Origin of the sequence: Allobosea thiooxidans, assembly GCF_900168195.1 — a bacterium.
GTDB classification, from domain to species: Bacteria; Pseudomonadota; Alphaproteobacteria; order Rhizobiales; family Beijerinckiaceae; genus Allobosea; species Allobosea thiooxidans.
Genome location: NZ_FUYX01000002.1, coordinates 408,045 through 421,648, shown reverse-complemented (window position 1 = coordinate 421,648; position 13,604 = coordinate 408,045). Strand labels below are relative to the sequence as shown.

Annotated in this window: 16 protein-coding genes and 1 riboswitch; of the genes, 7 read left to right on the top strand and 9 right to left on the bottom strand. The window is 67.9% G+C overall.

Annotated features, from left to right (window positions below; all coding sequences use genetic code 11):
* The first annotated feature begins 24 nt into the window (after window positions 1-24).
* Window positions 25-153: riboswitch (TPP riboswitch) on the top strand.
* 87 nt (window positions 154-240) lie between these two features.
* From B5Y19_RS05100 to B5Y19_RS05075, 6 genes are read left to right on the top strand one after another with little or no spacing between them, the layout of a single operon-like run.
* Window positions 241-1,317: a LuxE/PaaK family acyltransferase gene (locus tag B5Y19_RS05100; protein WP_055728626.1), complete on the top strand. Its 1,077-nt coding sequence runs from the start codon at window positions 241-243 to the stop codon at window positions 1,315-1,317.
* A 4-nt stretch (window positions 1,318-1,321) separates the two neighbouring features.
* Complete coding sequence (locus B5Y19_RS05095) at window positions 1,322-2,770, top strand: acyl-CoA reductase (RefSeq protein ID WP_055728625.1); 1,449 nt, start codon at window positions 1,322-1,324, stop codon at window positions 2,768-2,770.
* Window positions 2,760-3,557 (top strand): ABC transporter ATP-binding protein, encoded by a 798-nt coding sequence (locus tag B5Y19_RS05090; RefSeq protein ID WP_055728624.1) that lies wholly within the window; start codon window positions 2,760-2,762, stop codon window positions 3,555-3,557. Before B5Y19_RS05095 ends, B5Y19_RS05090 begins: the two co-directional genes overlap by 11 nt.
* The gene (locus B5Y19_RS05085; protein WP_055728623.1) at window positions 3,554-4,303 is read left to right on the top strand and encodes an ABC transporter permease; all 750 of its coding nucleotides are present in this window, start codon (window positions 3,554-3,556) and stop codon (window positions 4,301-4,303) included. Before B5Y19_RS05090 ends, B5Y19_RS05085 begins: the two co-directional genes overlap by 4 nt.
* Window positions 4,304-4,308: 5 nt before the next feature.
* On the top strand, window positions 4,309-5,301 hold the full coding sequence (locus B5Y19_RS05080) for an ABC transporter substrate-binding protein (protein WP_055728622.1): 993 nt from the start codon (window positions 4,309-4,311) through the stop codon (window positions 5,299-5,301).
* A complete protein-coding gene (locus tag B5Y19_RS05075; protein ID WP_055728621.1) occupies window positions 5,298-6,065 on the top strand; it encodes an SDR family oxidoreductase in 768 nt (255 codons plus the stop codon). Before B5Y19_RS05080 ends, B5Y19_RS05075 begins: the two co-directional genes overlap by 4 nt.
* 25 nt (window positions 6,066-6,090) lie before the next feature.
* On the opposite strand, the gene B5Y19_RS05070 is transcribed toward B5Y19_RS05075, so the two are convergent.
* The gene (locus B5Y19_RS05070; protein WP_176168563.1) at window positions 6,091-6,366 is read right to left on the bottom strand and encodes a hypothetical protein; all 276 of its coding nucleotides are present in this window, start codon (window positions 6,364-6,366) and stop codon (window positions 6,091-6,093) included.
* A 161-nt stretch (window positions 6,367-6,527) separates the two neighbouring features.
* On the opposite strand from B5Y19_RS05070, the gene B5Y19_RS05065 reads away from it, so the two are divergent.
* On the top strand, window positions 6,528-6,716 hold the full coding sequence (locus tag B5Y19_RS05065) for a DUF3008 family protein (protein WP_055728653.1): 189 nt from the start codon (window positions 6,528-6,530) through the stop codon (window positions 6,714-6,716).
* A gap of 56 nt (window positions 6,717-6,772) precedes the next feature.
* Here the strand turns inward: B5Y19_RS05065 and B5Y19_RS05060 are convergent, their stop codons facing one another.
* The 8 genes from B5Y19_RS05060 to soxZ all read right to left on the bottom strand — a co-directional run bounded on the left by B5Y19_RS05060 (window position 6,773) and on the right by soxZ (window position 13,600).
* Entirely contained in the window at window positions 6,773-7,159 is a 387-nt protein-coding gene (locus B5Y19_RS05060) for a c-type cytochrome (protein WP_055728619.1), read from the bottom strand.
* A gap of 67 nt (window positions 7,160-7,226) precedes the next feature.
* Window positions 7,227-8,504: an NAD(P)/FAD-dependent oxidoreductase gene (locus B5Y19_RS05055; RefSeq protein ID WP_055728618.1), complete on the bottom strand. Its 1,278-nt coding sequence runs from the start codon at window positions 8,502-8,504 to the stop codon at window positions 7,227-7,229.
* A 52-nt stretch (window positions 8,505-8,556) separates the two neighbouring features.
* The gene (locus tag B5Y19_RS05050; protein WP_055728617.1) at window positions 8,557-9,084 is read right to left on the bottom strand and encodes a DsrE family protein; all 528 of its coding nucleotides are present in this window, start codon (window positions 9,082-9,084) and stop codon (window positions 8,557-8,559) included.
* Between the two features lie 35 nt (window positions 9,085-9,119).
* The gene (locus tag B5Y19_RS05045; RefSeq protein WP_055728616.1) at window positions 9,120-9,449 is read right to left on the bottom strand and encodes a c-type cytochrome; all 330 of its coding nucleotides are present in this window, start codon (window positions 9,447-9,449) and stop codon (window positions 9,120-9,122) included.
* Window positions 9,449-10,174: a c-type cytochrome gene (locus B5Y19_RS05040; protein WP_055728615.1), complete on the bottom strand. Its 726-nt coding sequence runs from the start codon at window positions 10,172-10,174 to the stop codon at window positions 9,449-9,451. The genes B5Y19_RS05045 and B5Y19_RS05040 overlap by 1 nt, the downstream gene beginning before the upstream one ends.
* Window positions 10,158-11,432 (bottom strand): sulfite dehydrogenase, encoded by a 1,275-nt coding sequence (soxC, locus tag B5Y19_RS05035; protein ID WP_055728614.1) that lies wholly within the window; start codon window positions 11,430-11,432, stop codon window positions 10,158-10,160. Before soxC ends, B5Y19_RS05040 begins: the two co-directional genes overlap by 17 nt.
* A 37-nt stretch (window positions 11,433-11,469) precedes the next feature.
* Complete coding sequence (gene soxB, locus B5Y19_RS05030) at window positions 11,470-13,167, bottom strand: thiosulfohydrolase SoxB (protein ID WP_055728613.1); 1,698 nt, start codon at window positions 13,165-13,167, stop codon at window positions 11,470-11,472.
* A gap of 103 nt (window positions 13,168-13,270) precedes the next feature.
* Window positions 13,271-13,600, bottom strand: a complete 330-nt coding sequence (gene soxZ, locus B5Y19_RS05025) for a thiosulfate oxidation carrier complex protein SoxZ (protein ID WP_055728612.1) — start codon at window positions 13,598-13,600, stop codon at window positions 13,271-13,273.
* Window positions 13,601-13,604: the final 4 nt, after the last annotated feature.

The window sequence follows — 13,604 nt, the reverse complement described above, 5'->3', positions numbered from 1 at the left end:
GCACCCTGCCAAACCCCACGTAAAGGCCGTTCCCAGGGGGGCCTCGCTAGGAGGCTGAGATTCCGCCGGCTGGGCTTTCGAGCCCGGCGACGCTGTGACCCTACGAACCTGATCCGGATCATGCCGGCGTAGGGATGCGGGACATGCGGCCAATACGGCCCTGACTCCAGCTTGCGCCCGTGATCCTGTCGCGATCGACGCTACCGGCTTGCCCGCGAGCGTCAGGACGGAGTGGGCACAGTGACGCAAGCCGAGATCATCGAGGCGCTGCTGGCGTTCATCGCGCTTCCCGATGCGTCGGAAGCCGAATTCGAGGCGATGGCGCTGAAAGTCTTCGCCTATCAGTTCCGTAACAACGAGCCCTATAGGCGCTTCGCCCTGCAGCGCGGCCGCACGCCGCTCTCGGTCAGGCGCTGGCGCGATATCCCGGCCGTGCCGATCACCGCCTTCAAGGACCTGACGCTGAGCTGCAGCCCGCCGGAGCAGGCCGAGCGCGTGTTCATGACGAGCGGCACGACGCAAGGCGTGCGCGGCCGCAGCTATCACCCGACGCTCGCCGTCTGGAAGCGCTCGATGCTGCGCAATTTCCGCAAGCGCTTCATGCGCGGCCGGGAGCGCCTCCGGATGGGCATCCTCTTCCCCGACGAGACGGAGCTGCCGAACTCCTCGCTCGCCACCTATCTCTCGCTCGCCAAGCGCGAATGCGGCACGCCGGATTCCGAGACCTTCATCAACGCGACCGGTCTCGACCTCGACCGGCTGCTGCCGGCGCTCGAACGTGCCGAGGCCAGCGGCGAACCCTATGCCCTGCTCGGCGCGAGCTATTCCTTCGTTCCCGTGCTGGATGCGCTCGCCGCGAGCGGCCGGCGCTTCGCCTTGCCGGAGGGCAGCCTCATCCTCGACACCGGCGGCTTCAAAGGCCAGTCGCGCGAGCTCGGTCCCGACGAGTTCTATGATGGGCTCGCCGCCGCCTTCGGCGTGCCGCGCTCATCCTGCATCAACATGTACGGGATGACCGAGCTGAGCTCCCAGCTCTACGACGACGGCAATGCGGTCTGCCCCTCCGTGAAATCCGGCCCACACTGGATCCGCAGCCGCGTCGTCGACCCGCTGACCGGCGTAGACCTTCCCGAAGGCGAGCGCGGCGTGATCGTCCATCACGACCTCGCCCATTTCAACTGCGTCTCGGCGATCCTGACCGAGGATGCCGGCGAGATCGTCCCGGGTGGTTTCAAGCTGCTCGGTCGCGTCGACGGCGAGGATTCGAAGGGCTGCTCGGTCGCCGTGGCCGAGTTCCTGGCTGCGGCGCGAGGTTGAGACCGTGATCGAGCATGCGGGCCATCTGCCGGGCCTGAGCCGCGAGGCGCTGCGCTGGCGCGAGGTCAGTCACCACGCCTGGGGCGAGAGCGCCATCATCGCACTGCCGGAACTGGACGAGGCACAGGCGGCCGCGCTCTGCACGCATGTGCGCGGCAACGCCCGCACCCGGCTGAAGCAGATGCCGGTCGCCCGGATCGCCGCCGCGATTGACGCCACGATCGCGCGCCTGCTCGACCGCACACACCCGCTGCGCCGCAAGGCCGAGCATCTGCTGCCGATCGTCACCGGCTATGACCGCGAGACGGTCCGGCTCGGGCTGACCGGTTATCTCAAGACTTTTCGGCGCCCGCAGCTGCTGCGCTTCCTGGCGGAGGATTTCGCCAATCCCGCCATGCTCGACGGCTTCCAGCCGACACCCAAGGGCGGTTATCTCTGCGCCCATGGCCCGGATCTGTTGCTGCATGTCTGGGCCGGCAATGTCCCGGCGCTCTCGCTCTGGAGCCTGATCTGCGGATTGCTGGTCAAGGCGGGCAGCATCGGCAAGCTCGCCTCGGCCGAGCCGCTGACGGCCAGCTGGTTCGCGAGCCTCCTCGCCGAGATCGACCCGGAGATCGGCGAATGCCTCGCCATCACCTGGTGGAAAGGCGGGGAAGCGGCCGCCGAGCCTGTCTTCCTGCGTGAAGCCGACACCGTCATGGCCTATGGCGGCAACGATACGCTGACGGCACTGCGTGCAAAACTGCCGATCACCACCCGCTTCCTGCCGCATGGCCACAAGATCGGCTTCGGCGTGATCGGGCGCGAAGCGCTCGACAGCCGCAAGGCTCCGGCGCTGGCGCGGCTCGCCGCTCATGACGTCGCCCGCTACGAGCAACAAGGCTGCTACTCGCCGCAACTGCTCTTCGTCGAGCGCGGCGGGCGCGTCGCGCCGGCCGAATTCGCCCGCCATGTCGCGCAGGAACTCGCCGCCCTCGCCCCCCACCATCCGCGCCGCGCCCTCTCGCAGGGCGAAGCCGCGTCGATCGCCACATGGCGCGGCGCGCAGGAGATCTGCGCGATGGAGGGGGCGGCGGAGCTCCTGGGCGAGCCTTCGGATTCCTGGAGCGTCGTCCATGTCGAGACGCCCGAAGCCCTGAGCCCGACGGGCCTGAACCGCACGCTCAAGCTGGTTGCGCTCGACAGCCTCGACGACGTTCCCGCCTTGGTCGCCCCCCAGCGCAGTTTCCTGCAGACAGCCGGGGTCGCCGCGGCGCCGGAGCGGCTGTTCCGGCTCGCGCAGCAGCTGGGCGAAATCGGCGTCAGCCGCATCGCGCCGCTCGGCCGCATGACGGCGCCGGAAGCCGGCTGGCACCATGACGGCCGCTTCAGCCTGCTCGACCTCGTCACCCTGACCGAGATCGAGCAGAGCGCCGAGGCCGCGGCGGAAGGGTTCGCGCCCTATGTCGACTGATCGCTCCACTCCTGGCTTCGTCGCGATCGAGCAGGTCCGCTACCGCTACGGCGCGAACGACCCCGCCATCGTCGACGGCGTCGACTGGGCGATCCCGCGCGGCGAGATCCATTGCCTTCTCGGCCGCAGCGGTTGCGGCAAGACCACGCTGCTGAAGCTCGCTGCCGGCCTGCTCGGCCCGAGCGAAGGTGCCATCCGCATCAGCGGCGAGGCGCTGCATGGCCCGAGCCTTCATGCCGGCTTCGTCTTCCAGGCTCCGACCCTGCTCGACTGGCTGAGCGCGCTCGACAATGTCCTCCTCCCGGTCTCGCTGAGGCGCCGCGTCACGGCCGCCGACCGCGATGCCGCGCGCGATCTGCTCGCCCGCATTGGCCTCGCCGATTTCGCCACGCGCCGACCGGCCGAGCTTTCCGGCGGCCAGCAGAGCCGCGTCGCCCTCGCCCGCGCGCTGATCGGCAACCCGGACCTGCTCCTGCTCGACGAGCCCTTCGCCGCGCTCGACGCGCTAACACGCGAGGAATTGCAGGACGATCTGCTGCGGCTCTGCGCGCTCAACGGCACCACCGCGCTCTTCGTCACCCATGACATCGGCGAGGCCGTCTATCTGGCCGACAAGGTCGCGGTGATGGCAGCCGGCCGGCTAGCCCACAGGCGCCGGATCGAGCTGCCGCGCCCGCGGCACCGCGACATCCGCTATGCGCCCTCCTTCATCGCCGCCTGCCGCGACTTGCGCGACGCGATGGATGGCGAGGCCGGCACCGCCGCAAGCCAGAGGCCGGCAGCATGAGCGCGCGGCTGCCCTCGCTCCTGCTGCTCGTCGCTCTGCTCGCGGGCTGGGAGGCCTGGTGCCGCCTCGGCGGCGTGTCGGCTCTCGTCCTGCCGCCGCCCTCGGCGGTACTGGCCACGCTATGGAGCGAGATCGCCACCGGCCGGCTCTGGCCGCATCTCGCCGTCACGGCCACGGAGATGGCGCTGGGCCTTGCCATCGGCGCCGTCGTCGGCCTCGGAGTCGGCATCCTGCTGGCGGAATTCCCGGCGCTCAGCCGGTTGCTGCGGCCCTATGTGCTGGCGAGCCAGCTGGTGCCGAAACTCGCGCTCGGGCCGCTCTTCATCATCTGGTTCGGCTTCGGCATGACGCCGACGGTCGTGATCACCGCTCTGATCTGCTTCTTCCCGCTGATGGAGAATACGCTGACAGGCGTGAGCGAGGTCGATCCGGCGCGGCGCGAACTCTTCCGCATGCTGGGCGCGAGCCGCCTCCAGACCCTGCTGCGCCTGAAGCTTCCGGCGGCCCTGCCCGTCATCATGGCGGGCCTGCGCGTCGCGGTCGTGCTAGCGCTTGTGGGCGCGGTGGTCGGCGAGTTCATCGGCGGTCGCATCGGCCTCGGCGCTTCGATCATCGCCGCCCAGAGCGTGATGGATTCGAGTCTGATCTTCGCGCTCTTCATCGTCATCACCGCCCTTGGAATGTTGCTCTACGAGGCCGTGCGCCTGCTCGAGCGCCGCGTCCTGCACCGCTTCTCGAAAGGCTAGCCCCCATGCCCGCCCTGCGCGCCTTCCTCCTGCTTGCCCTGTCGCTGCTCGTTGCTGCGCCCGCCGCGGCCCAGTCGCTCGACAAGGTTACCGTCGCCGGCTGGAGCCAGCCGATCAGCGAGATCACCAACCTGCTCGCGGAACCGGACAAGGGCTTCTTCAAGGCCAAGGGCATCGCGCTCGACTATGTGCCCGGCAATGGCGGCGGCGCCGCGCTCCAGACCCTGATCGCGGGGCAGGCCGACATCGCCTTCACCGACCCGGCCGCGCTCTATCTCGCGCTCGACAAGGGCGAAAAGCTCGTCGCGATCTACAACATCTATCCGCAGAACGTCTTCAACGTCGTCGCGCTGAAGAGCAGCGGCATCCGCTCCGCCGCCGATCTCAAGAGCAAGCGCATCGGCGTCTACAGCCTCGCCAGCGGCACCTACCAGAACCTGCTCGTGCTGCTGCACCAGGTGGGTCTGGGCGAGAAGGATGTCACCATCCAGCCCACCGGCCTGCTCAACTTCGCGCCGCTGATGCAGGGCCAGGTCGACGCCACCGCCGCGACCGATACCGGCCTGCTCGTCGCCCGCGCCAAGGGACTGGGCGAGGCCAACGTCATCGAGGTCCGCGACCAGCTCAACCTGCCGAGCGACATCTTCGTCGTGAAGGAGAGCTATTACGAGCAGAACAGGCCGCTGCTGCAGCGCTTCCTCGCCGCCTATCGCGACTCCGCCGCCTGGATGATCGCCAAGCCCGAGGAAGCCGCGCGCATCGCCGTCACCCGCGCCATCAACGGCCGGGACGAGGCCGTCAATCTCGAGATCATCAAGCTGCGCAACGCTTCGAGCGTCTCTGCGACGACCGAGCGCGAGGGCCTCGGCCGCTTCGATCTCGAGGCCTTGCAGAAAGGCGCGGACACCTTCCGCAGCCTCGGCCTGATCGCCCGCCAGATCGACATGAAGGCCGTCGTGAAGAGCGACCTCCTCCCGCAGAAGGAGGGCGCGCCATGAAGTTCCGCGACCGGGCCATCCTCGTCACCGGCGCGAGCCGCGGCATCGGCGCAGCGATCGCGAAGGCCTTCGCGGCCGAGGGCGGCATCGTCGTCGCCAACTATCTCACGAACGCAGAAGCGGCCGAAGCTGTCGTCGCCGAATGCCGCGGCCTCGGCGGCGAGGCGCTCGCCATCGCTGCCGACGTGACCTCGGCGGAAGCGGTCGGCACCATGGCCGCACGCATCGCCGAAGAGGTCGGCCGGCTCGATGTCGTCGTCAACAATGCCTTCGCGCCCTATCGCTTCGACCCGGACAACCGCGCCCGCTTCTGGGAAACGCCCTGGGAGGCCTATGGCCAGCAGTTCGAGGGGGCGGTGAAGGCGGCCTACACGGTCAGCCGGGCGATGCTGCCGCTGCTCCAGCGCCGCACGGGCGCCAGCATCGTCAACCTGGCAAGCGATCTCGTGACCCGACCGAGCATCCCCTATCACGACTACACCACCGCCAAGGCAGCTCTGGTGGGATTCAGCCGCAACCTCGCCGCCGAACTCGGTCCGCTCGGCATCCGGGTGAACTGCGTCGCGCCGGGGCTGGTCTATCCGACGCAGGCGAGCGAGGCGACGCCCGAGGCGGTACGCGAGACGCTGATCGCACAGACGCCCTTGCGCCGCATCGCGACACCAGCCGACATCGCCGGCCCCGTGCTCTTCCTCGCCAGCGACTGGAGCGGCTTCGTCACCGGCCAGACGCTGCATGTCGATGGCGGGCTGGTGATGGCCTGAACCGGGGGACGCCGGCGCTCAGGCTTTACGCGCGCCAGCGGACGAGCGCGCGCTCCAGGCTTTTCAGCTCGTCCTCCTCATCTTCGCTACGCGATCCTGCGCGCAGGGCGTCGACGCGGCGCTCGGCGCGCAGAGCATCCGCCTCGGTTTCGATCTCGATATCCGTGGCAGGCTCGGAAGCCCGCTCGTCCGAATCACGTTCGACACGTGTTTTCATGGTCGTGATGTCCCTGCTGCTCGAGGCGGCGAGTGAAGCCACAGCCCTCGGCTTGTGGAACTCCCATCCCGGCAGGGGGTTCATCGTCAGGCAGCGCCTATCGCGAGGGAGCCGCCATGCCGGAACCGACGAGCGCTTATCCGTTCCGCGACGAGCCCGAGACCAATCGCCTGCTCATGGCCTTTCCCGACGGCGAAGCCTTCGCGTCTAGCCGTCATCCACTCATCCACGTGAAGGAGGACGACATGCCAGCAAAATCGGCCGCCCAGCAGAAGGCCGCCGGCGCCGCGCTCGCGGCCAAGCGCGGCGACATCAAGAAGAGCGAGCTCAAGGGCGCCTCGAAATCGATGGAGAAGTCGATGAGCGAGACCGAGCTGGAGAAGATGGCCTCGACCAAGCGCAAGGGTAAGCCCGAGCACAAGACCAGGCACTGAAGGCCTGCGCCATTCGCCGCCGGCCGCTGCGGCCGGCGCGCGGGCTGCAGCCCTGATCACATCTTCTTGCCGTCCTTGCCGAACTGCTTGAGGAAGGCGGTGAGGTCGGTGATTTCCTTGTCGTTCTTGATCCCGGCGAAGACCATCTTCGTGCCCGGGATCTTCGCCCGCGGATCCTTGATGTATTCGGCGAAGACGGCCTCGTCCCAGGTGATGTTCGCGCCCTTGTTGGCGTTCGAATAGCTGTAGCCCTCGACCTCGCCGGTATGGCGGCCGAACAGGCCGTTCAGATGCGGGCCCACGCCGTTCTTCGCGTTCTCTCCGAGCTGGTGGCAGGCCCGGCACTTGTTCCAGGAGCGCTCGCCGGCGGCGATGTCCTGCGCGAAGGCGGGAGCGGCGAACAAGGCCAGCGTCACGGCAGCGGCGGCAATCGGAAGCTTCATCGAGGTCCTCTGACGGTTGATGGAATACCTGCGCGGCCCCTGGCCGCGCCGGCGGAAAACGGGCGGGTCAGCCGAACATGTCCGCCGAGATAGCCTCGTACCAGCCGATATTCTCGGCCTGGTTCGCCTTGCGCAGATCGGCCGCCTCGTCCGGCTGGGAGACGAAGGTTTCGGTCGCCGCGATCTTGCCGTCCTTCGCCTCGTAGCGACCGCCGACCTTGATCGCGTCGTCGGTCTCCACCAGGGACCAGCAGGTGTTGACGTAGCGGGCCGGGAAGGTCCGGGCGCCGGTCAGCTCCCCACGGATCGTCATGGCGGCGACCTTCGCCTGGCTGTTGGCCGAGAAGGCCGATTTCGGCATGTCGCCGGCGATGCAGGCATCGCCGAGGATGAAGATCGCGGGGTCGACCGCGGAACGCATCGAAGCGGGATCGATGGCGCAGTAGCCTCCGGCCGGGGCGAGGCCGGCGAGCCGCGCGATCTCGCCCGCCATCTGCGCGGGGATGACGTTGACGAGGGCGGCATTTTTGTAGGTTTCGAAGCCGGTCACCACGGTGTTGGTCTTCGGATCGACCGATTTGACCCCGTCATGGATCTTCGGCCCGAGCCATTCGATCATCGCACCGTAATGCTGCTCCCAGGCGGCCTGGAAGGTGCCCTGCTTGGAGAAGCTCTCCTTGGGATCGAGGATCACGATCCTGGTGTTCCCCCGGCCCGTCTTCTTCAGCACATGGGCGAACATCGAGGCGCGCTCATAGGGGCCCGGCGGGCAGCGATAGGGATTGGGCGGCGCGACCATGACGATGAGCCCGCCATCGGGGACGGCGTCGAGCTTCTGCCGGATGAGCTGCGTCTGCCGGCCGGGCTTCCAGCCATGGGGCATCGCCTCCTCGGCCTCCTTCGACCAGCCGGGCACCGAATCGTATTTCAGGTCGATGCCCGGGGCGACGACGAGCCGGTCATAGGGCAGGCGCTGACCGGTCGAGAGCACGACCTCCTTCTTGTCGCGGTCGATCCGCTCTGCACGCGCCCGCACGACGGCGATGCCGTGCTTCCTCGCCAGATCGTCATAGCGATGCGTGATGTCGGCATAGCTCTTGAACCCGCCGAGGAAGAGGTTCGAGTGGAAGCAGGTCTGGTAGACCTCGTTCTCCTCGACCAGCGTCACCGCGATCGCGCCGTTGGAATCCTTGGCGAGGTAGCGAGCGGCCGTCGCGCCGCCGGCGCCGCCGCCGATCACGACCACCCGCGGCTTGGCCTGGCCGAGCACGGCCGGCACCCCGAGCGCCAGCACCCCCGATGCGGTGAACCCGATGCGCATGAAAGAACGGCGCGTTGCCTGCATGACCTTCTCGACCTCCCGTTCCGAACGTTTCCGGCTATGGGCCCGTGGCGGGCTACCCCACCTTCAGATAGGCGAAGCCCTTGGTCTGGAGCGCGGCGACTGCGGCGACTCCCGAGGGCACGAATCCGATGAAATCGGCCTTGTGGACCTTGCCCTTGTCGAGCTTCATCCGCGCGAAGGTGATCTCGCAGAGATGCACCTTGAGGCCGTTCTTGGCGAGGCTGTCGAGGCGCTCGCGGATCTCCGGGACCGCCGGCTCGCCTTGCCAGCTCGTCCCTTCGAAGCTGTCGAGGAAGAACTTCACGCCGGCGCCGTGGGCGACGATCGCGAGCTGGAGGGCGAAGGGATCGGCGCCATAGGCCGAGTAGTGGTTGGCGATGTTCGTCAGCATCTGGACGAAGCGCGGCGCCTCGCCGAAATCGCAATGGTAGAGGCAGGCGACGTCCGCCTCCTTCTTCAGCTCGGCAAGCGCGACGGTTTGCGGCGCGGCCTGCGCCGGCGCCGCCGCGCCGATGATGAGCCCCGAGGCGGCCGCCGCCATCAGCCCGCGCCGCGACGTCCCGGGATTGCGATTCGACATGCTGGCCTCCTGTTCTGGCTGTCGCCCGACATGGTTCAATGCTGCGGTTTCAGGCTGCCGTAATAGGCGGCGAGTGCCGCGATCTCCTCCGCCGAAAGCCGAACGGCGATCGCCTGCATGACCGGGTTTTCGCGCTGTCGTTGCTTGTAGGTCTCCATCAGCGCGATGAACTGGTCTGCCGGCACGCCTACGATCGCGGGGATGCCGTCGCTGCGCCGGCCGCTCGCCTGATGGCAGGTCACGCATTCGGAGGACAGATATTCCCCGAGCGCACGATCCCCGGAGGCCCGCGCCGGGCTCCCCGACAACGCGATGGCGACCGCCACGAAGGCGGACCAGCCGGTGACCTCCGCCGCACCCGCCATCAATCCACCTTCGGTGCAGTCTTGGAGTCGGGCGTCACGTCGAGCACCGCCGCCCGGCCGGTGATCTTCACCTCGCCCCGGCAATTGACCATGCACGGCTCCTTGCCCCAGAATCCCTTCTCCGTCTTCTCGCGATCGTCGTCGTAGAAGGTCGCGGCGTTCGGCAGCTTCACGCTGGTGAAGTTCTTGTCGGAGAGCTCGAACTCCTCGTCCTTCACGATGTCGTTGAGGTAGAGGAGATAGGCGGTGAGCGCGTAGGTCTCGTCCGGCGTCAGCGACTGCGCATTGCCGTAGGGCATGGCGCGGTGGACGTAGTCGAACACCGTCGACAGGTCGGGCCAGAACGAGCCGATCGTCTTCTCCGGCCTGTCCGAGGTGAGGCTGCCCTGCCCGCCGGCCAGCACCGGCCAGCGGCCATTGCCCTGGCCGAACTCGCCATGACAGCTCGCGCATTGCGTCTGGAAGATCTCGTCGCCCTGCTTCACCGTGCCCTTGCCTGGCGGCAGGCCGTGGCCGTCCGGGCGCACGTCGATGTCCCAGGCCTTGATCTCCTCGGGCAGGGCCTCGCGGCCGAGGCCGAGCTTCTTCGGCTGCGCCGCGGCGGCGCCTGCCGCCGGAGCGGCGGGCTTGGGCGCCGGCTTTCCCTGGGCGATGAGCGGCCCGGCCGCCAGCATGGCCGTCGCCAGCAGGCCTGCGAACAGCAGGGGTCTAGCCGATCTCGACATTCTCGGTCTCCCCATTCGCCTTCACATGCCAGGTCTGGATGCCGTTGTTGTGGTAGATGGAGTTCGTGCCGCGGATCTTGCGCAGCTCCTCCTTCGTCGGCTGGACGTAGCCGGTCGAGTCCATCGCGCGGGACTGGATCAGCAGCGGCTGCCCGTTCCAGTCGAAATCGACGTAGAAGCGGGTCAGCGACTTTTCGAGAACCGGACCGTCGATCCTCGCATGCTGCCAGTTCCTGCCGCCGTCGAGGGTGACGTCGACGCGCTTGATCGTGCCGCGTCCCGACCAGGCAAGGCCGGAGAGGACGTTGCTGCCCTTGTGCTTCAGCGGCGCCTGCGGCGACGGATTGGTCACCACCGACTTGGCGTCCATGAAGAAGGTGAAGCGGCGCGAACGGCCATCCGCCAGCAGGTCGGTGTATTTCGAGGTCTCCTCGCGGGCCTGCCAGGGCATGTCGCCGACCTCGATGCGGCGCAGCCATTTCACCCAGAGATTGCCTTCCCAGCCCGGGATCACCGCCCGCAGCGGGTAGCCCTGCTCCGGGCGCAGCGCCTCGCCGTTCATCGCGAAGGCGATGAGCACGTCGTCGAGCGCCTTCTCGACCGGCAGCGAGCGGTTCATGCCTGAAGCGTCGGCACCTTCCAGCATCAGCCATTTGGCGTTCGGCTTCAGCCCGGCCTCCGCCAGCAGCACGCGCAGCGGCACGCCGGTATACATGACGTTGTGGACCATGCCGTGCGTGAACTGGCAGCCATTGAGCTGTGCTCCGCGCCATTCCATGCCGGAATTCGCTGCACATTCGAGGAAGTGGACCCGGTTCTCGCGCGGCATCCGCTTGATGTCTTCCATGGTGAAGACGAGCGGCTTGTCGACGAGGCCATGGATCATCAGCCGGTGACTGGCGGGATCGATATCGGCGATGCCGCCATGATGGCGCTCGAAGCACAGGCCGGACGGCGTGATGATGCCGTCGAGCTCGTGCAGCGGCGTGAAGTTCACCGAGGATTCCGGCGAGGCCGTCAGCCAGGAGACGTCGCGGCGCACGACATGTTTCTCGAAGCGGGAGGGCGTGCCATAGGGGCGCTTGTCGACCCCCTCGCCGAGATAGCGGTTCCAATCCTGGACGTCGGTGATCAGCGGATCGGGCTTGGGCGCCTCGGCACGCGCCGACCCGGCGGCGGCGAGGCCGGCCCCGGCCGCCGTCGCGGCGCCGAGGAAGCGCCGGCGGCTCAGCGCGGGGGAGGTCTTGGAAGAGGTCATGAACGGATCTCCTCGGCTTTCGGGCGGGAGCGCCGGCTCAGGCGCCGCTCACCTTCACCGCGTCATTGGCTTTGATGGTGACGGTCTTGGTCGCGGCGACATGGTCGCGCACCACGTCCCAGATCGGCGGGCCCTGCGTGCCCTCGTTGACGCTGGCCCAGCCGGAGACGACGTAGCGCTTGCTCGCCTCGAGCGGCTGGCCGGTCTTCAGATGGGTGAGCCCGGAGATGCGGCTGCCCATCGGCTTGCCGATATCGATGGCGTAGCCGACGCCGCCGACCCGGACCATGTCGCCGCCGCCCTGGAAATAGGGATCGGGGTGGAAGATGTTGTCGGCGACGTCCTCAAGGATGTCCTTGAGCTGCGCACCGGTCATCTCCATGCGGTAGCAGTTCGGATAGGTGATCGCCGTGGCATTGGTGATCGCTTCCCAGGTGATCGGATCGCCGGGCAGCAGGGACCCGCCCCAGCGGAAACCCGGCGACAGCGCGATCTCGGCATCGCGCTGCGAGAGCATCGCCTGACAGATCAGGTCGTCGAAGGTGCCGTTGAAGTTGCCGCGGCGATAAAGCAGCGAATCCGTCCGGCCGATCTCCTTGGCGAGATCGGCGGCGTAGGGTGCGCGTGCCTTGGCGATCAGCGCGGCCATCTCGGCGTCCGGCGCGATGGCGTCGGTGAAGACCGGCATCAGCTTGAAGCGGATATCCGCGACCCTGCCGTCCTTCACTGCGATGTCGAGCCGCGACAGGAACTTGCCGTGCGAGCCGGTGGCGACGAGCACGGTGTCGCCGACGCGGACCAGGCCCGGCATCGCGTCATGCGTATGGGCCGTGAGGATGACGTCGATCCCCTTCACCCGGCTCGCGAGCTTGCGGTCGACATCGTAGCCGTCATGCGAGAGCAGCACGACCACGGCCGCGCCCTCGCCGCGGGCTTCCTCGACCTGCTTCTGCAGCTCCTCCTCGCGGATGCCGAACTCCCAGTCCGGGATCATCCAGCGCGGATTGGCGATGGCGGTGCGCGGCAGCGCCTGGCCGATGACGGCGACCTTGACGCCGCCCGTCTCGAACAGCTTGCGCGGCGGGAAGACCGGCTCGTTCCATTCCTTGTCGCGGATGTTCTGCGCTAGGAAGGCGAAGGGAGCCGCCTCGACGATCTCCTTCACCCGCTCGGCGCCGAGCGTGAATTCCCAATGCGAGGTCATGGCGTCGAGCTTCAGCGCCGACATGGCGTCGACCATGTCCTGGCCCTTGGTCTGGAGCGCGCTCCAGCTGCCCTGCCAGGTGTCGCCGCCGTCGAGCAGCAGCACCTTGTCCGCGCCGCGCTCGGCGCGCACAGCCTTGACCAACGTGGCGATGCGGTCGAGCCCGCCCATCCTGCCATAGTTGCGGGCGAGCTGGACGAAATCGTCGGATGTCAGGGCAAACGCCTCGGGCGAACCGGCGGCGATGTTGAAATGGGCCCGGAACGCGGCATCCGTCAGATGCGGCGGCAGGCCCTTCGCCTCGCCCACGCCGAGATTGACCGAGGGCTCGCGGAAATGCAGCGGCACCAGCTGGGCGTGGATGTCGGCCAGATACAGGATCGTCACCTGCCCCAGCGGATCGAAGCGCAGGATGTCGGCCTGGGACAGTCTCTGCTGCGCGGCCGCGCGCCCCAGCGGGCCCAGGCCCGATGCGCTCACCAGCGCTCCGGCGGCAGCCGTCGCCTGAAGAAATTCACGTCTCGAGATCATGACTCATCCTTCGGGCGCGCGCATGCCGCGACCCAGGGAATTGCCCGAATTGCCAGCCTGTCCGGCGGAGCGCCCGCGCGCCCTGCCAGACAGAAGCGGGCGTTCACGCCACCGTCAGCTTGTTCTTCGCGCTGTATTCGGAGCCGTCGTCATCCTTCCAGGTGAAGGTGAACTCGCCGGACTCCGTCGCCTTGAAGAAGAACGACTGATAGGGATTGGCGGAAATCGCGGGGTGCCAGTCGGCGGCGAAGACGGGCTTGCCGTTGAAGCTCGCCGTGAACTTGTTGATGATCTTGCGCGGGATCGTCTCGCCCTTGGCGTCCTTGCGCTGGCCGGACTCCATTTCGTGCGAGATCAGCGTCTTGATCTCGATCATCTCGCCGGCGGCGGCCTTGGCCGGAACGCGCACCCGCGGCGTGGGTTTGGTCGTCATGAGG